15 protein-coding genes are annotated in these 17620 nt (G+C 61.9%); 7 read left to right on the plus strand and 8 right to left on the minus strand.

The window, feature by feature from the left end; all coding sequences use genetic code 11:
• Window positions 1-4: 4 nt before the first annotated feature.
• Both BFQ04_RS14015 and gap read right to left on the minus strand, forming a co-directional pair.
• Window positions 5-523 (minus strand): RNA polymerase sigma factor, encoded by a 519-nt coding sequence (locus BFQ04_RS14015; protein WP_065951333.1) that lies wholly within the window; start codon window positions 521-523, stop codon window positions 5-7.
• Window positions 524-715: 192 nt separating this feature from the next.
• Window positions 716-1717 carry a type I glyceraldehyde-3-phosphate dehydrogenase gene (gap, locus tag BFQ04_RS14020; protein ID WP_057704386.1) on the minus strand — a complete coding sequence of 334 codons (1002 nt, stop codon included), beginning with the start codon at window positions 1715-1717 and terminating at the stop codon, window positions 716-718.
• 222 nt (window positions 1718-1939) lie between these two features.
• On the opposite strand from gap, the gene edd reads away from it, so the two are divergent.
• The 4 genes from edd to BFQ04_RS14040 all read left to right on the plus strand — a co-directional run bounded on the left by edd (window position 1940) and on the right by BFQ04_RS14040 (window position 7037).
• Window positions 1940-3766 carry a phosphogluconate dehydratase gene (gene edd / locus BFQ04_RS14025; RefSeq protein WP_065951334.1) on the plus strand — a complete coding sequence of 609 codons (1827 nt, stop codon included), beginning with the start codon at window positions 1940-1942 and terminating at the stop codon, window positions 3764-3766.
• Window positions 3763-4719 (plus strand): glucokinase, encoded by a 957-nt coding sequence (locus BFQ04_RS14030; protein ID WP_065951335.1) that lies wholly within the window; start codon window positions 3763-3765, stop codon window positions 4717-4719. The genes edd and BFQ04_RS14030 overlap by 4 nt, the downstream gene beginning before the upstream one ends.
• A 124-nt stretch (window positions 4720-4843) precedes the next feature.
• Complete coding sequence (locus BFQ04_RS14035; RefSeq protein WP_065951336.1) at window positions 4844-5578, plus strand: response regulator; 735 nt, start codon at window positions 4844-4846, stop codon at window positions 5576-5578.
• The gene (locus BFQ04_RS14040; protein WP_065951337.1) at window positions 5568-7037 is read left to right on the plus strand and encodes an ATP-binding protein; all 1470 of its coding nucleotides are present in this window, start codon (window positions 5568-5570) and stop codon (window positions 7035-7037) included. Before BFQ04_RS14035 ends, BFQ04_RS14040 begins: the two co-directional genes overlap by 11 nt.
• A gap of 121 nt (window positions 7038-7158) precedes the next feature.
• Here BFQ04_RS14040 and BFQ04_RS14045 read toward each other — a convergent pair whose 3' ends face one another.
• Window positions 7159-8088 carry an AraC family transcriptional regulator gene (locus tag BFQ04_RS14045; protein ID WP_065951338.1) on the minus strand — a complete coding sequence of 310 codons (930 nt, stop codon included), beginning with the start codon at window positions 8086-8088 and terminating at the stop codon, window positions 7159-7161.
• A 328-nt stretch (window positions 8089-8416) separates the two neighbouring features.
• On the opposite strand from BFQ04_RS14045, the gene BFQ04_RS14050 reads away from it, so the two are divergent.
• Both BFQ04_RS14050 and BFQ04_RS14055 read left to right on the plus strand, forming a co-directional pair.
• Window positions 8417-8758 (plus strand): antibiotic biosynthesis monooxygenase family protein, encoded by a 342-nt coding sequence (locus tag BFQ04_RS14050; RefSeq protein ID WP_065951339.1) that lies wholly within the window; start codon window positions 8417-8419, stop codon window positions 8756-8758.
• Between the two features lie 41 nt (window positions 8759-8799).
• Window positions 8800-9045, plus strand: a complete 246-nt coding sequence (locus tag BFQ04_RS14055) for a hypothetical protein (protein WP_065951340.1) — start codon at window positions 8800-8802, stop codon at window positions 9043-9045.
• Between the two features lie 108 nt (window positions 9046-9153).
• On the opposite strand, the gene BFQ04_RS14060 is transcribed toward BFQ04_RS14055, so the two are convergent.
• The 5 genes from BFQ04_RS14060 to BFQ04_RS14080 form a co-directional block, all read right to left on the minus strand.
• Window positions 9154-9786 carry a flavin reductase family protein gene (locus tag BFQ04_RS14060; protein ID WP_065951341.1) on the minus strand — a complete coding sequence of 211 codons (633 nt, stop codon included), beginning with the start codon at window positions 9784-9786 and terminating at the stop codon, window positions 9154-9156.
• A gap of 133 nt (window positions 9787-9919) precedes the next feature.
• Window positions 9920-11239 carry an MFS transporter gene (locus tag BFQ04_RS14065; RefSeq protein ID WP_065951342.1) on the minus strand — a complete coding sequence of 440 codons (1320 nt, stop codon included), beginning with the start codon at window positions 11237-11239 and terminating at the stop codon, window positions 9920-9922.
• A 272-nt stretch (window positions 11240-11511) separates the two neighbouring features.
• Window positions 11512-12837, minus strand: coding sequence for a sigma-54-dependent transcriptional regulator (locus BFQ04_RS14070; protein ID WP_065951343.1), 1326 nt, complete (start codon window positions 12835-12837; stop codon window positions 11512-11514).
• On the minus strand, window positions 12831-14597 hold the full coding sequence (locus BFQ04_RS14075; RefSeq protein ID WP_065951344.1) for an ATP-binding protein: 1767 nt from the start codon (window positions 14595-14597) through the stop codon (window positions 12831-12833). Before BFQ04_RS14075 ends, BFQ04_RS14070 begins: the two co-directional genes overlap by 7 nt.
• A 236-nt stretch (window positions 14598-14833) precedes the next feature.
• The gene (locus BFQ04_RS14080) at window positions 14834-16357 is read right to left on the minus strand and encodes a fumarate hydratase (RefSeq protein ID WP_065951345.1); all 1524 of its coding nucleotides are present in this window, start codon (window positions 16355-16357) and stop codon (window positions 14834-14836) included.
• Between the two features lie 214 nt (window positions 16358-16571).
• Between BFQ04_RS14080 and BFQ04_RS14085 the strand changes: the two genes are divergently transcribed.
• On the plus strand, window positions 16572-17504 hold the full coding sequence (locus tag BFQ04_RS14085; RefSeq protein WP_065951346.1) for an iron-sulfur-binding ferredoxin reductase: 933 nt from the start codon (window positions 16572-16574) through the stop codon (window positions 17502-17504).
• The last annotated feature ends 116 nt before the right edge of the window (window positions 17505-17620 follow it).

Raw genomic sequence — 17620 nt, forward strand, 5'->3', positions numbered from 1 at the left:
GAGCTTAAGGCTGATCCAACCGCTCGGCTACACCTACACAGATGGCCATGATCAATTTCAGTTCCTTCTGCACCGTGCTCAAGGACACTTGCAACTGATCGGCAATCTCCTGGTAGCTGCAACCGTGCAGGCGGCTGAGGATGAAGATCCGTTGCTGGCGCGCGCTCAACTGGCCCAGGCTGACGCTCAGGTGCTCAAGCAATTGCTCGGCCTGGGTGGCGTCTTCGGGCGTGCTGATGGGGGCGGCGACGCTTTGCAGGATATCCAGCGGGACATCTTCCTGCAGGGTGCGGGCCTGGATCCTGCGCGAACGCAAATGGTCCAGCGCCAGGTTGCGCGCGGTCTGGTAGACGAAGGGTTCAAGGTGGTCGATCGGCCGCTCACTCAAGGCCCGAGTCACCCGCAGGTAGGTTTCCTGCAACAGGTCCTCGGCGGTGCTGTGGTTATTCACCATGCGCTGCAGCGTGCGCAGCAGGATCACCCGTTGGGCGAGAAAGACGTGGTTGAAGCGAGATAGGCTCACAGTGATACCAGATCGACATGCAGTTAATGATAATGCTTATCATCAACTGAAATGGCAAGTGGCACTTTGCTAAGCGTTAATCCTGTAGGAGCGAGCTCGCTCGCGAAGGTCGTCAACGATAACGCTGGCAGCCTGAATGAACGCGGTGTTTATGCGTTCTTCGCGAGCAAGCTCGCTCCTACAGTCCGAGGATTACTCGGCGTTACACAGCGCCAGGCAGTTATCCAGCATCCGGTTCGAGAAGCCCCACTCGTTGTCATACCACGCCAGTACCTTGAGCAGCTTACCGCTGACCTTGGTGTGGTTGGCATCGAAGATCGACGACAGCGGGTTATGGTTGAAGTCACTGGAAACCAGCGGCAGGGTGTTGTAGCCGAGGATTTTCGAGTGCTGGCTGGCCTGCTTCAACAGTGCGTTGACTTCGTCGGCGGTGGCTTCTTTTTTCAGCTGTACGGTGAGGTCCACCAGCGACACGTTGATCACCGGCACGCGCACGGCCATGCCGGTCAGCTTGCCCGCCAGCTCCGGCAATACCAGGCCGACGGCTTCGGCGGCGCCGGTCTTGCTCGGGATCATGTTCTGGGTGGCCGAACGCGCGCGGTACGGGTCGGTGTGGTAGACGTCGGTCAGGTTCTGGTCGTTGGTATAGGCGTGAATAGTGGTCATCAGGCCGCTTTCGATGCCCAGCTCCCGGTGCAGCACCTGGGCGACGGGTGCCAGGCAGTTGGTGGTGCACGAAGCGTTGGAGATGATCTGGTGCGATTGACGCAGAATGTCATGGTTTACGCCATAGACCACGGTCGCGTCCGCGCCCTTGGCCGGTGCGGAGATGATCACCTTGCGCGCGCCGGCGCTGATATGCGCGGCAGCCTTGTCACGGTCGGTGAACAGGCCGGTGCATTCGAACACCACGTCGATCTTGTGCGCGGCCCACGGCAGGTCGGCCGGGTTGCGAATGGCACTCACGGCAATCCGGTCACCGTTGACGGTCAGGCTTTCCTGATCGTGGGCGACCTCTGCGTCGAATGTGCCATGTACGGTGTCGTATTTGAGCAGGTGGGCATTGATCGAACTGTCGCCCAGGTCGTTGATGGCGACGATCTGCAGATCCTGGCGATAGCCTTGGGTATACAGTGCGCGCAGGACATTACGGCCGATACGGCCAAAACCATTGATTGCGATACGTAGAGTCATTGGAAAAGTGCCTGTCGTCGATTTGTTGTAAGAATTACAAGATTATTCGCATAAAAATAGAAAACAAGCCTTTTTAGTGGCAATATTTTGTTCAATCTACAACGAGTGACCTGAATCAACTGGTCCGATGATTCAAACGACCCCCTGCCATCCCATGAGCCGTGGGCGTTTGATCAGCATAGACTCTCAGGTCGCCACATCCGTTAGCCTGGAGTTCTATACATGCATCCCCGCGTTCTTGAGGTCACCGAACGGCTTATCGCCCGCAGCCGCGCCACCCGCGAGGCCTACCTTGCGCTCATTCGCGGCGCCGCCAGCGACGGTCCGATGCGCGGCAAGCTGCAATGCGCCAACTTCGCCCATGGCGTGGCCGGTTGCGGCACCGAGGACAAAAACAGCCTGCGCATGATGAATGCCGCCAACGTGGCAATTGTTTCTTCATATAACGACATGCTCTCGGCGCATCAGCCGTACGAACATTTCCCTGAACAAATCAAGAAAGCCCTGCGCGAAGTCGGCTCGGTCGGCCAGTTCGCCGGCGGCACGCCCGCCATGTGCGACGGCGTCACCCAGGGCGAGCCGGGCATGGAGCTGAGCCTGCTCAGCCGTGAAGTCATCGCCATGTCCACGGCGGTAGCGCTGTCCCACAACATGTTCGACGCCGCGTTGATGCTGGGCATCTGCGACAAAATTGTTCCCGGCCTGATGATGGGCGCGCTGCGCTATGGTCACCTGCCAATGATCTTCGTGCCCGGCGGGCCGATGCCGTCGGGTATCTCCAACAAGCAGAAGGCCGATGTGCGCCAGCGCTACGCCGAAGGCAAGGCCAGCCGCGAAGAGTTGCTGGAGTCGGAGATGAAGTCCTATCACAGCCCCGGCACCTGCACCTTCTACGGCACCGCCAACACCAACCAACTGTTGATGGAAGTCATGGGCCTGCACCTGCCTGGCGCTTCGTTCGTCAACCCGTACACGCCGCTGCGTGACGCATTGACCCGCGAGGCCGCGCACCAGGTCACGCGCCTGACCAAGGCCAACGGCAACTTCACGCCCATCGGCGAGATCGTCGACGAAAAATCCATCGTCAACTCCATCGTCGCCCTCAACGCCACGGGCGGGTCCACCAACCACACCCTGCACATGCCGGCCATCGCCATGTCGGCGGGTATCATCCTGACCTGGCAGGACATGGCCGACCTCTCCGAGGTGGTGCCGACCCTGTCTCACGTGTACCCGAACGGCAAGGCTGACATCAACCACTTCCAGGCGGCGGGCGGCATGTCGTTCCTGATCCGCGAACTGCTCGAAGCCGGCCTGCTCCACGAAGACGTCAACACCGTGGCGGGTAAAGGCTTGAGCCGCTACACCCAGGAGCCGTTCCTGGTCGATGGCGAACTGATCTGGCGCGACGGCCCCATCGAAAGCCTCGACGAAACCATCCTGCGCCCCGTGGCCCGTGCGTTTTCGCCGGAAGGCGGCTTGCGTGTGATGGAAGGCAACCTTGGCCGTGGCGTGATGAAAGTGTCTGCGGTCGCACCGGAGCATCAGGTGGTCGAAGCGCCGGCGGTGGTGTTCCAGGATCAACAGGACCTGGCCGATGCCTTCAAGGCGGGCCTGCTGGAAAAAGACTTCGTTGCGGTGATGCGCTTCCAGGGCCCGCGTTCCAACGGCATGCCGGAATTGCACAAGATGACCCCGTTTCTCGGCGTGTTGCAGGACCGTGGTTTCAAAGTGGCGTTGGTAACAGACGGGCGCATGTCCGGCGCCTCGGGTAAGATTCCCGCCGCGATCCACGTCAACCCCGAAGCCCAGAGCGGCGGGCCGCTGGCACGGGTCCGGGATGGCGATATCATTCGCGTCGATGGCGTGACCGGCACCCTGGAGCTTAAGGTGGATGCCGACGTATTTGCAGCGCGCACGCCTGCCACTGGCCTGTTGGGCAATAACGTGGGCGCTGGTCGCGAGTTGTTTGCATTCATGCGCTTGGCCGCAAGCTCCGCAGAGCAGGGCGCCAGCGCCTTTACCTCTGCCTTGGAGACGCTTAAGTGAAGTTAGCGCTGGTCGGTGATATCGGGGGTACCAACGCCCGTTTTGCGTTGTGGCGGGATCAGGCACTGCACTCGATTCGTGTGCATGCCACGGCGGACTACCCCAGCCCTGAAGACGCGATCAGGTTCTATCTGGCGGAAGAAGGCTTGAATATCGGCGATATCGGGGCAGTTTGCCTGTCGGTTGCCGGGCCGGTGAGCGGCGATGAATTCAAGTTCACCAATAATCACTGGCGCCTGAGCAAGACGGCGTTTTGCCAGGCGTTGCAGGTGGACGAACTGCTGCTGGTCAACGATTTTTCGGCCATGGCCCTGGGCATGACCCGCCTGCAGCCCGACGAATTCCGGGTAGTCTGCGAAGGCACCCCGGAGCTGTTGCGCCCGGCAGTGGTGATCGGCCCCGGCACCGGCCTGGGCGTCGGTACCCTGCTGGACCTTGGCGCAGGGCGCTTTGCGGCATTGCCGGGGGAGGGTGGCCATGTTGACCTGCCCCTGGGCAGCCCGCGCGAAACCCAGTTGTGGCAGCACATCCACAGCGAGATCGGCCATGTCAGCGCCGAAACCGCCTTGAGCGGCGGCGGCTTGCCGCGCCTGTACCGGGCGATCTGCGCGGTGGACGGGCACACACCGGTGCTGGACACGCCCGAGGCCATCACGGCAGCGGGCCTGGCGGGCGATCCGGTGGCGATGGAAGTCCTGAACCAGTTCAGCATCTGGCTGGGCCGCGTGGCGGGCAACAACGTGCTGACCACCGGCGGGCGTGGTGGCGTGTACATCGTGGGCGGGGTGATACCGAGGTTTGCCGACTTCTTTATCAACAGCGGTTTTGCCAAGAGCTTTGCCGATAAAGGCTGCATGAGCGACTATTTCAAAGGGATTCCGGTGTGGCTGGTGACCGCGCCGTATTCCGGGTTGACCGGGGCGGGTGTGGCGCTTGAGCAGGCATTTGCTTAGGCTGTGATGGCCTCATCGGGGGCAAGCCCCTCCCACCTATCGATTTGTGAATACCTTCAAATGTGGGAGGGGGCTTGCCCCCGATGAGGCCCTCAAGAACACCCCACAACAACAAGGAGGCCCCGTGAGCGTAATCAGTAAATCCATTCTCCTCGTCGACGACGACCAGGAAATCCGCGAATTGCTGCAGACCTACCTCAGTCGCGCCGGCTTCCAGGTGCGTGGCGTGGCCGATGGCGCGGGGTTCCGCCAGGCGATGGGCGAGGCGCCGTGCGACCTGGTGATCCTCGATGTGATGTTGCCGGACGAAGACGGTTTCAGCCTCTGCCGCTGGGTTCGCCAGCACCCGCGCCAGGCGCAGGTGCCGATCATCATGCTCACCGCCAGTTCCGACGAAGCCGACCGCGTGATCGGCCTGGAGCTGGGCGCCGATGACTATATCGGCAAGCCGTTCAGCCCCCGCGAATTGCAGGCGCGGATCAAGGCGCTGTTGCGTCGTTGTCAGTTCGGCCAGGAGCGCAGCGGTGCCGGCGAGGTGCTGGTGTTCGACGAATGGCGCCTGGATACGGTCAGCCACCGTCTGTTTCATGTGGACGGCGAAGAGGTGATCCTCTCCGGTGCCGACTTTGCCTTGCTCAAGCTGTTTCTCGACCACCCGCAACAGATCCTCGACCGCGACACCATCGGCAATGCCACCCGTGGCCGCGACCTGATGCCGCTGGACCGCATCGTCGACATGGCCGTCAGCCGCCTGCGCCAACGCCTGCGCGATACCGAGAAACCTCCGCGGCTGATCCGCACCGTGCGCGGCAGCGGCTATCAACTGGCAGCCAGCGTGGTTGCCGGCAATGCCCACTGAACACCTGAGCGAACGCCGCCGCCGTTTCCCCGTGCCACGCTCGCTGCTGGGGCGCATGTTGCTGCTGACCTTGCTCGCCGTGTTGTTCGCCCAGGCGCTGTCCAGCGTGATCTGGGTCTCGCAGCTGCGCGCCACGCAGTTGGAAGGCCTGGTCACCAGCGCCCGTAGCCTGGCGCATTCGATGACCGCCAGCGTGAGTTACTTCCGTTCATTGCCGGTGGCCTATCGCCCACTGGTGCTCGACCAGTTGCGCAGTATGGGCGGCACGCGTTTTGTGGTGACCCTCAATGATCGTCCGCTGGACATGCAGGTATTGCCCGAAACCCCGCGCAAGCAGGCGGTGCTGGTGGCTGTGGACGACGTGTTGCGCCAGACCCTCGGCGCCGATGTGCATATCTCGGTGGAGTTCGTCAGCGCCGAAGACCTGCGCATCTTCAATGCCGGCCTCAAGCTCGACGAACTGCCGCGCTCCTGGGCCCACTACGCGTTGACCCTGGAGCCGGTCAACCCACCGGTACTGGTCACCCAGATTCAGCTGGCGCCGGGTGAATGGCTGTACATCGCCTCGCTGTTGCCCGAACCCTACACCAGCCTTGAAGAGCAGGGCCTGCCGGCCCAGCAGGTGTGGTTTATCGTGTTGACCAGCGGCTTCCTGCTGCTGTTTATCGGCCTGCTGGTGCATTGGCAAAGCCGACCGCTCAAGCGCCTGGCGCGGGCGGCGCGGGACATGTCCCTGGGGGCGGACGTGGAACCGGTTGCCGAGGGCGGCGGCAGTGAAGTGGTGGAAGTGGGGCGTGCGTTCAATGCCATGCGTGAGCGCATCAGCCGCTACCTGACCGAGCGCAGCCAGCTGTTCAGCGCGATCTCCCACGACCTGCGCACCCCCATCACGCGCCTGCGCCTGCGCGTGGAATTGCTCGACGATGAGAACCTGCAAAACAAATTCGGGCGTGACCTGGATGAGCTGGAATTGCTGGTCAAGGGCGCGCTGCAGTGCGTGAAAGACACCGATATCCACGAGAACATCCAGCCGGTGGACCTCAACCACGTGCTCGAATGCCTGGTGGAACCCTACCTTGCGCCCAACGGCAACGGACGAGTGACCCAGCATGGGCAGGCCCTGGCCACCTATCCGGGCAAGCCGCTGGCGCTCAAGCGCTGCATCGGCAACCTGATCGACAATGCGTTGAAATACGGACAGAACGCGCATTTGCACATCGAGGACGATGGCGCCGAGTTCATCCTGCACGTGGACGACGAAGGCCCCGGCGTGCCGGAACAGCGCCTGGAGCAGGTGTTCGAGCCACACTTTCGCCTGGCCGGGCAGCAGCAGGGCTACGGTTTGGGATTGGGCATTGCGCGCAATATCGCCCATAGCCATGGGGGCGAAGTGAGTTTGCAGAACCTGCGCGAAGGCGGCCTGCGCGTTACCTTGCAGCTACCGCGCGGATTGGACTGACCGGATACGGACCAATGTGGGAGGGGGCTTGCCCCCGATAGCGGTGTATCAGTCAGCTCATTTGCAACTGGCCCACCGCAATCGGGGGCAAGCCCCCTCCCACATTTTGAAACTCATTGAGTCAGATGCTTTGGCGCAAGCGGGCCAAGTCGCGTAAAGGCGGCGCGCCAAACAACCGGCTGTACTCCCGGCTGAACTGCGACGGGCTTTCATACCCCACCCGATACCCCGCCGCCGAGGCCTCCAGCCCTTCGGCAATCATCAGCCGCCGCGCTTCCTGCAGGCGCAGTTGTTTCTGGTACTGCAGCGGGCTCATGGCGGTGATCGCCTTGAAGCGGTGATGCAAGGTCGACACGCTCAGGTTCACTTCCCGGGCCAGGTCATCGATGCGCAGCGGCTGTTCGTAGTTGCCGTTCAACCACTTGATCGCCTGGCTCACCCGGTGACTCTGGCTGTTGGCGACGGCGATTTCATACAGGCGATAGCCTTGGGGACCACGCAACAAGCGGTAGAGAATTTCGCGGTTGATCAGCGGCGCAAGCATCGCGATGTCTTTGGGCGTGTCCAGCAGGCGGCTCAGGCGCAGCACGGCATCGAGCAGTTGATTGTCGATGCGGTCGACGTACATGCCACGGGACGTAGGACGCGACGGCACGCCCATCGGGCCGGCTTCGGCAATCAGTGCGGTGAGTTGGGCCGGGTCGATATTGATGCGCACCGACAGGTTGGGGTCTTCCGGGGTGGCGTCGATAATCCGCCCGGCCACCGGCATGGCCACCGAGAACACCAGATAGTTGAGCGGGTCATAGGCGAAGATTTCGTCGGCGAGGCGCACTTCCTTGCTGCCACTGGCGAGGATGCACAATGCCGGTTCCACCAGCACCGGCATGAAGTCGCGCGGCGTGTTGTGGCGGTTCAGGTACAGCGAAGTGATCGCCGTACCGTAGGAACCGTCTTCCCAGGTATGGCGGTGCACGATGCTGGCCAGTTCGGCACGCTGCTTTTCCATCTCGGCATCGAGGGGAGTGGGCTTGAGGTCAGGCGACGACATGAGGCGTCCTCTACACGCAGGTTTGATGGGGCTCAGCTTAGCGGTGGAGTTTCAAACAGTGTTATGTCAATTCTGCACAATCCTTGCCTGATCCTGCGCCCTGTCGTGAATCAGGCAAGCAAAGCCGCTGTCATCTCCCTGAAACACGCCGCTTGGGCGTGGAATAAAACGGCTGCGCGAACGTCCTGCCTACGCTTCTGGCAGGATTGTGCAAGAAGCCTGCAGGAATCGACTAACCGCGCCCAACCCTGCGCCGCTATCTTTGATCCTGTGGCAACACGCCCTCACCGTGGTTGCCGAGCATCACTTCTCAACGGGAGAGTCGAACATGTCCACCCCCATTCCCGCGAGCCATATGGCCTTTATCCGTGCCCGTACCGGGTGCAGCACCGAGCTGGGTGCACGCTTGAGCAGTTTGATCGAACCGGGCCGACAGGCTCAGGGTTGCCTGCAATTTTCGTTGCAGCATTCCCAGGTCGACCCCGATGTGTGGTTGGTCACGGGTGTATGGAGCAGCGAGCAGGCGATGAGCGCCTACTTCAATTCCCCGGCCCTGATGATCTTCACCGAGTTGTTGAACGACAGGGTCGTGCGCAGCATGGACTTCCAGACCTTCACCGACGCATCCGCCGTCAACGCCTACGGCGAGTACCTGCAACTGGCCGGTTAGGGGTTAGAATGGCCGACTTTTCATTGGCCAGGACCTGCAACATGGCACGTAAACAATTTGCCCACCACGAAGCCGTTTCCGCCGTCGTACCGGGAGAGAGTGGCTACAGCGCCGCCGTTGCCGTCAAGGCACTCGATGGCATGGGCGCTCCGCGATTTCACAAGATCCTGGACGGTCAGACGTTCAAGACCGCGTCCGATGCCGATGATGCGGCGGCTGTGCAGCTTGAGTGCCTGGTTGATGTGGATGCAGACGGCCAACTGGTTTGGGCGCCTGCCGCTGACTAAATGGGTGAGGGGGCTTGCCGCCGATAGCGGTGGGTCAGCCAGCAAATTTGCAGCTGATACACAGTCATCGGGGGCAAGCCCCCTCCCACATGTTTGATTGCATTTCAGTCAGGGTTTTGTGGCGCCTGGCCGGTACATCTTGAACAGCGCTTCAGGGCCTAACTGGAAATAATCCGCCGGGCCGCCACCGCGCAGAATCGGCTCGGCGGCGGCCGTGTCGTAGATCCCATCCTTGAGCAGCCATTTGGCGATGTGCACCGCGACCACTTCGCCCAGCACCAGCCAGCTGGGGACCAACTGCTGGTCGGCGCGTTGCAGCTGGATAATCTGCGTCACCTTGCATTCGAACGACACCGGGCTCTCGCCCACCCGCGGGACGCCGACGATTTTCGAAGCCATCGGCGTCAGGCCGGCCAACTCGAATTCATTCACGTCCGGCGAAACAGCCGCGCAACTCTGGTTCATCTGCTCGGCCAGCGGGCGGGTCGCCAGGTTCCACACGAACTCGCCGGTCTGTTCGATATTGTTCAGGCTGTCTTTGCGCCCGACGCTGGAAAACCCAATGATCGGCGGAATGTAGTTGAACGCGTTGAAGAAGCTGTAGGGCGCCAGGTTCAGGCGACCTTCGCGGTCGTGTGACGAGATCCAGCCGATCGGGCGCGGGCCGACGATGGCATTGAACGGATCATGGGGCAGGCCGTGGCCGTTGGCGGGTTCGTAGAAGTGGATATCGTCGGACATAGCCTGTCTGCTCTCAATTCTGGAGCCCACATCATATCCAATGTGGGAGGGGGCTTGCCCCCGATATCGGTGGTTCAGTCACTGTATAGATGACGGATACACCGCTATCGGGGGCAAGCCCCCTCCCACATTTTTAGTCGGTGGTAATCCGCGAATGCTTGCGGGTGTCCTTCATGGTCACATAGACCAGCAACGACACCGCGATACACGCGGTCACGTACCAGTAATAACCGGTCTCCATGCCGATGCTCTTGAACCACAGGGCAATGTATTCAGCGGTACCGCCGAAGATCGACACGGTCAGGGCATACGGCAGGCCCACGCCGAGGGCGCGGATTTCAGTCGGGAACAGCTCGGCTTTGACCACCGCATTGATCGAGGTATAGCCGCTGACGATGATCAGCGCGGCCATGATCAGGAAGAACGCGCCCCACCAGGTCTGGATGGTGTGCAGGGTGGTGAGGATCGGCACGGTAAACAGCGTGCCGAGGACGCCGAAGGCGATCAGGATCGGGCGCCGACCAATCTTGTCCGACAGGCCGCCCACCAGGGGTTGCAGGCACATGAACAGAAACAGCGTCGCCGCCGAGATGGTGGTGGAGTCGGAGATGCTCATGCCGACGGTGTTCACCAGGTATTTCTGCATGTAAGTGGTGTAGGTGTAGAAGGCCAGGGTGCCGCCCATGGTCAGGCCCACCACGGTGAGCAGTTCCTTGGGGTGGCGCATCAAGGTGCGCATCGCGCTTTCCTTGGCTTTTTCCTTTTTGGTGAACGACTCGGTTTCTTCCATGCCGCGACGCAGATAGAGCGCAACCACTGCGCACAGGGCGCCGATGGCGAACGGAATGCGCCAGCCCCAGGCGTACAGTTGCTCGGTGGTCAGCAGTTGTTGCAGCACGATCAGCACCGCCAGCGCGATGAGCTGGCCGGAGATCAGGGTCACGTACTGGAAGCTGGAGTAGAAACCGCGACGTTCCTTGGTCGCCATCTCGCTGAGGTACGTGGCGGAGGTGCCGTATTCGCCACCGACCGACAGCCCCTGCAGCAACCGGGCAAACACCAGCAGGATGGGTGCACCGATACCGATGAGTTCATAGCTTGGGCTCAGGGCAATCAACAGTGAGCCGAAGCACATCAGGTAGACCGAGGCCATCAGGGCTTTTTTACGCCCGACTTTGTCGGCGTAAAGGCCCATCAGCCAGCCGCCGATAGGACGCATCAAAAAGCCCACGGCGAAGATCGCGGCGGTGTTGAGCAATTGGGCGGTGGTGTCGCCTTTGGGGAAGAAGGTTTTGGCGAAGTACAGCGAGAATGCGGCATAGACGTACCAGTCATACCACTCGACCATGTTGCCGACGGAGCCGCTGAAGATCGATTTGATCCGGCTGGAGGTCGTGCGTTCTTTCGCCGGCGCAGCTGCCGACCCCAGAGGCAAGGTATTGGAGTTATCCATTGAAGGATCCTTCATCTAGTTGTTTTTATGGAGCGTGCTTGAGCACTGCCTGACTTGGGCTATAGCAGAAGCTGTGCCAGGTGGATGAAGGCCCGGGGTAGAAGGGTTTCAAGGTTTTTTTGAGCGGAAAATTGCTGATGGTTCTGGGGTGATGAGCGGAAATCCGCTTATGGCTGCGGGCGTCATCGGGGGCAAGCCCCCTCCCACATTTTGATTTGTGAACACATCCAAGTGTGGGAGGGGGCTTGCCCCCGATAGCGATCGGAAGGCCGCTAAAGAAACATCTCCCTTGCCAACCCATGCCGTTGCATCTTTTCATTGAAGGTGCGGCGGGGCAGTTGCAGTTCCGCCAGCACCGCCTTGATATCGCCTTTATGTCGGGTCAGCGCAGCTTTCAGGCAATGCGCCTCGAAGGCTTCCTGTTGCGCCGCCAACGATTGCCCGACCTCGACACCCTCAGGTTCAGGCTCTCCAAGCCCCAGTACCTGGCGTTCAGCGACGTTGGCCAGTTCACGCACATTGCCCGGCCAGTCATGGCTGAGCAGGCGCCCCAACTGCGGCCCGCTCAAGGGTTCGACCTGGCGGCCCAAACGCTCGGCGGCGCTTTGCGCAAAATGCTCGTACAGCAACGGGATGTCTTCGCGCCGCTCGCGCAACGGTGGCAAGCGCAGTTGCGCGACGTTCAGGCGATACGCCAGGTCTTCGCGAAAACGCCCGGCACGGGCCTCTTCCAGCAGGTCCGGCTTGGTGGCGGCAATGATGCGTAAATCCACCTGGATACTTTGATTGGAACCCAACCGCTCAAGCTTCTGCTCCTGCAGCACCCGCAACAATTTCACCTGTTGGGCCAGGGGCATGCTTTCGATTTCATCAAGGAACAGCGTGCCGCCGTGGGCATATTCCAGCTTGCCGATACGCTTGCCCTGGGCGCCGGTGAACGCGCCGCTTTCATGGCCGAACAACTCGGCCTCGAACAGCTGTTCGGGAATGGCCGCGCAATTGAGCGCGACAAACGGTTTCTTCGCCCGCAGGCCGAAATCATGCAGGCAGCGGGCCACCAGTTCCTTGCCGCTGCCGGTCTCGCCACGGATCAACACATTGACCGGCAGCGCTGCCAGGTCCAGCACCTGGCGGCGCAGGTGCTGCAAACTGCGGGACACCCCCAGCAGGCTGGATTCCAGTTGGGCGCGGTGATCGGCCTGCTGATGCAGGCGGCGGTTTTCCAGGACCAGGCCGCGTTTGTCGAGCGCTCGACGCAGGCTATTGAGCAGGGTATCCGGGCTGAAAGGTTTTTCCAGAAAGTCGTAGGCGCCGTCGCGCATGGCTTCGACGGCCATTGGCACGTCGCCATGGCCGGTGAGTAAAATCACTGGCAAGTCGGCATCACGACGCTGCACTTCGGCCAGCAACTCCAGGCCGCTGAGCCCGGGCATGCGCACGTCGCTCAGGATCACGCCGGGGAAGTCCCTGGGCAACTGCGCCAGGCATTCTTCGGCACGGCTGAACAATTGCACCGCGAAACCCGACAGGCTCAACCATTGTTCGACGGCCGTGCGAATGCTGGCTTCGTCATCCACCACAATCACCGCGTTCAACATAGGTCGGGCGTCTCCAGCGCGACGGGTAAGGTCAAGGTAAACACTGCGCCGTCGCCCCGGTTGCCGGCGATCAGGCGTCCGCCCAGTTCATGCACGATAGCGTAGGACACCGCCAACCCCAAGCCGAGCCCGTCACCCACTGGCTTGGTGGTGAAGAAGGGGTCGAATACGTTGTTCAAGTGTTCTTCGGCAATCCCGCCGCCGCTGTCGCTGACGCTTAACTGCCAGAGCTGCTGGTCGGCGTGCAAACGGATCTCCAGGCGTTTGCGCGGTTTGTCGGCCATGGCATCCAGGGCGTTACGCAGCAGGTTGATCAACACTTGTTCGAGGCGAATCGCGTCGCCCCGTACCCAGGCAGGGCGGGTCAGGTCCAGCGCTACGCCGATGTGTTCATCGCGCAGGCGCGCATCGAGCAGATGCAGGGACTGGTCGACCACGGTGGCCAGGTCCAGGCGTTCGCGCAGGCCGCTGGGGCTTTTTCGGGCGAAGGTCTTGAGGTGGCCCGTCAGCGCCGCCATGCGCGTGAGCATGTCATCCAGCGGTGTGAGTGCCTTGTAGGCATCGTCCACGCGGCCGTGGTCGAGCAACAGTCGCAGCGTCGCCAATTGCATGCGTTGCGCGGTCAGTGGTTGGTTGATTTCGTGGGCAAGGGCGGCGGACATCTGCCCCAGTGCCGCCAGTTTGGCCGACTGCACCAGGCCATCCTGAGCGGTGCGCAGGGCCCGGGTGCGCTCCTCCACCAATTGTTCGAGCTCTTCGCGGCTGCGTTGACGCAGGCGCGCCAGGCGCCAGCGTTGGCTCAGGAACAGCACAAGGAACACCAGGGCCAGCCAGGACCCGGCGGCGGCCAGGCCGGCATTGCGCTGGTCTTCAAACGGGAACTGGGGTTTGCGCAGCAGGTGCAGGGTCCAGCCTTCGGCTTTGAGCGGCAGCGACTCCCAGATGTAGTTGGCACTGCCGTCGGGGCCGTTGACGCGCATTAAATGGCTGTTGTCGTCAAAGCGTTGCAGGGTGCTGGTCTCCAGCGGCTGCAGTTGCTTCTTGTCGTATTGACGAGTGGCCTTGAGTTCAGCCAGGTCGCTCCCTGACAGCGGCCGCAGGTTGCGATAGCGCCAGCCCGGCTGGTTGGCGATGAACACAATGCCGCGTGCATCGCTGACCAGCAGCAAGTCATTGCCCTGGGCCCATTCGCGTTCCAGTTCGGGAAACTCCAGCTTGACCACCATGGCGCCGAGGAACTGCTCGTGTTCATCGACCACTGCGCTGGAAAGGAAGTAGCCCGGGATGCCGGTAGTCACCCCCACGGCATAAAAGCGCCCGGTGCCCTGGCTCAAGGTCTGGCTGAAATAGGGGCGAAAGGCGTAGTTGTGCCCCACGTAACTGCTGGGCAGCTTCCAGTTGCTGGCGGCCACGGCCAGGCCGGTGCGGTCCATCAGTTCCAGGGTGGACGACTGCGCGGCGCTGTTGATGCGTTCCAGCTTGCGGTTGAGCAGGTCCTGGGTGCTGGCATCCAGCGGGCCTTTCAAGGCGTTGATCATCTCCGAGTCCAGGGCCAGCACGGCGGGCAGGGCGCGGTAGCGTTCGATCAGGGTGTGCAGCGAGTTGGCATACAGCGCGAGCTGCTGGTTGGCGCGGGCGGCATCGTCCACCAAAGCCTGGCGTTCGGCATGGCGCGTAGCCAGGGCGGCAGCCAGTACTGCACCGGCGATGATCAGCAGCGAATAGAAGGTCAGGCGCAGGGAGCGAGGGATCGCGATCATACGATGATCAACAGGCCGGTAAGGGGCGAGCACCATACCATGAGCCATTGGGTAGTGCAGTCAGAGGACTGGTGTGGGAGGGGGCTTGCTCCCGATAGAGGTATGCCAGTCAGCCTATCTGGAACTGACTAACCGCTATCGGGAGCAAGCCCCCTCCCACATTTGGCTGCACTCATCATGAAAAAAGGCGACTGGGACGTGGGGCCGCAGTCGCCTTTATCCTTGGAGGGAGGTGCTTACTGCACTTCCACCGCGAGGCTCTCACTGATCTTCTTCTGCCAGATGGCAGGACCGGTGATGTGTACCGACTCGCCGTTGCTGTCCACCGCAACGGTGACCGGCATGTCCTTCACGTCGAACTCGTAGATCGCTTCCATGCCCAGTTCGGCGAAAGCGACGACGCGCGATTGCTTGATGGCTTGCGCCACCAGGTACGCGGCGCCGCCCACGGCCATCAGGTACACGGCCTTGTGGTCCTTGATCGCTTCGATGGCGGTGGGGCCGCGCTCGGATTTGCCGATCATGCCCAACAGGCCGGTTTGTTCGAGGATCTGACGGGTGAACTTGTCCATCCGCGTCGCGGTGGTCGGGCCTGCCGGGCCCACCACTTCTTCACGCACCGGATCAACCGGGCCGACGTAGTAGATGAAGCGACCCTTGAGGTCCACCGGCAGGGTTTCGCCCTTGTTCAGCATCTCGACCATGCGCTTGTGCGCGGCGTCGCGACCGGTGAGCATCTTGCCGTTGAGCAACACGGTTTCGCCCGGCTTCCAGCTCTGCACTTCTTGCGGAGTCAAGGTGTCGAGGTTGACGCGACGGGCCGATGGGCCGGCTTCCCAGACGATTTCCGGGTAGGCGTCCAGCGGTGGCGCTTCCAGCGATGCCGGGCCCGAACCGTCGAGCACGAAATGCGCATGGCGGGTGGCGGCGCAGTTGGGGATCATGCACACCGGCAGGGAAGCGGCGTGAGTCGGGTAGTCCATGATCTTCACGTCGAGTACGGTGGTCAGGCCACCCAGGCCCTGGGCGCCGATGCCCAGTTGGTTGACCTTCTCGAACAGCTCCAGGCGCATCTCTTCGATACGGTTCTGCGGGCCGCGCTTCTTCAGCTCATGGATGTCGATGGATTCCATCAACACTTCCTTGGCCATCACCGCGGCCTTCTCGGCGGTGCCGCCGATGCCGATACCCAGCATGCCCGGTGGGCACCAGCCGGCACCCATGGTCGGAACGGTCTTGAGCACCCAGTCGACGATCGAGTCGGACGGGTTGAGCATGGCCATTTTCGACTTGTTTTCGGAACCACCGCCCTTGGCGGCCACGTCCACTTCCACGGTGTTACCCGGGACGATGGAGTAGTGGATCACGGCCGGGGTGTTGTCCTTGGTGTTTTTACGCGCGCCTGCCGGATCGGCGAGGATGGAGGCGCGCAGCACGTTTTCCGGCAGGTTGTAGGCGCGACGCACGCCTTCGTTGATCATGTCGTCCAGGCCCATGGTGGCGCCATCCCAACGGACATCCATACCCACGCGCACGAACACGGTGACGATACCGGTGTCCTGGCAGATCGGGCGATGGCCGGTGGCGCACATGCGCGAGTTGATCAGGATCTGGGCGATGGAATCACGGGCGGCCGGCGATTCTTCGCGCAGGTAGGCTTCGTGCATCGCCTGGATGAAATCAACCGGGTGGTAGTAGGAAATGAATTGCAGGGCGTCGGCAACGCTCTGAATCAGGTCGTCTTGCTTGATCACGGTCATGAGTCGCGCTCCTCTATAAGGGAACATTCAATAAAGGTGGCTTCAGTGTTGCATCGGTCGGCTGAAGCCACCTTCCACAGGCACGCCATTGGTGCAGGCGCGACGCTAAAAAGGCGCGGCAGTATAACCCGTGGCGGTGGCCGATACACCCGACTATGGTCAAACTGTCGCAGGCATGATTCCCTGTGCACGTCCCTTCTGATAGAGCCTTTATATGCCTGAACTGCACGTCGGCGAACGCCACTGGTCGGTCGCCACCGGCAGCAACCTGCTGGATGCCTTGAACCAGGCAGGTGTGGCCGTGCCCTACAGTTGCCGCGCCGGCAGTTGCCATGCCTGCCTGGTACGTTGCCAGGGCGAGGTTCAGGACAAGCAACCTGAAGCGTTGAGCCCGGAGCAACGCCAGCACGGTTGGCGCCTGGCGTGCCAGTGCCAGGTGGTTGGCGATCTGCAGGTCGAAGCCTTTGATCCTGTGCGCGACGGTTTGGCGGCGCAGGTGGTGGGGGCCGATTGGCTGACGGCATCGGTGCTGCGTCTGCGCCTGCAACCGGAGCGCGGCCTGCGGTACAGGGCGGGGCAGCACCTGGTGTTATGGGCGGGGCAGGTGGCGCGGCCGTATTCCCTGGCGAGTTTGCCGCAGGAGGAGCCATACCTGGAGTTTCATCTGGATTGCCGTTTACCCGGCGAATTCAGCGATGCGGCGCGACAGTTGAACAGCGGTGATTGTCTGCGCCTGGGCGAGTTGCGGGGCGGGGCGCTGCATTACGATCCGGACTGGCAGATGCGACCGCTGTGGCTGCTCGCTTCCGGCACTGGACTGGGGCCGTTGTGGGGGGTATTGCGTGAAGCGTTGCGCCAGGATCACCAAGGCGCCATTCGCGTGATTCACCTGGCCCATGATGCTGACGGGCATTATCTGGCCGGGCCCTTGGCAGAGCTCGCCGCGCAGCATTCCAACCTGACGGTGGAGCTGTGGACGGCGGCGCAGTTGGACCAGGCATTGGTGCAACTGCGGCTTGTTTCGCGGCAAACGCTGGCTTTACTGTGCGGGCACCCTGGCAGCGTCGAGGTGTTCGCCAAGCGTTTGTTTTTGGCGGGGCTGCCGCGTAATCAGCTGCTGGCTGATGTGTTTGTGCCTCGTGGTTGAGGGGGGGGCGCGATTAACTGTGGGAGGGGGCTTGCTCCCGATGGCGGCCTCTGGGCCGACCAGGATTTTGTGTCGATCCTGGCCCAAATGTGGGAGGGGGCTTGCTCCCGATGGCG

The sequence above is a fragment of the Pseudomonas sp. 37 R 15 genome, assembly GCF_900004865.1.
In the GTDB taxonomy this organism is placed as follows: Bacteria; Pseudomonadota; Gammaproteobacteria; order Pseudomonadales; family Pseudomonadaceae; genus Aquipseudomonas; species Aquipseudomonas fluorescens_AM.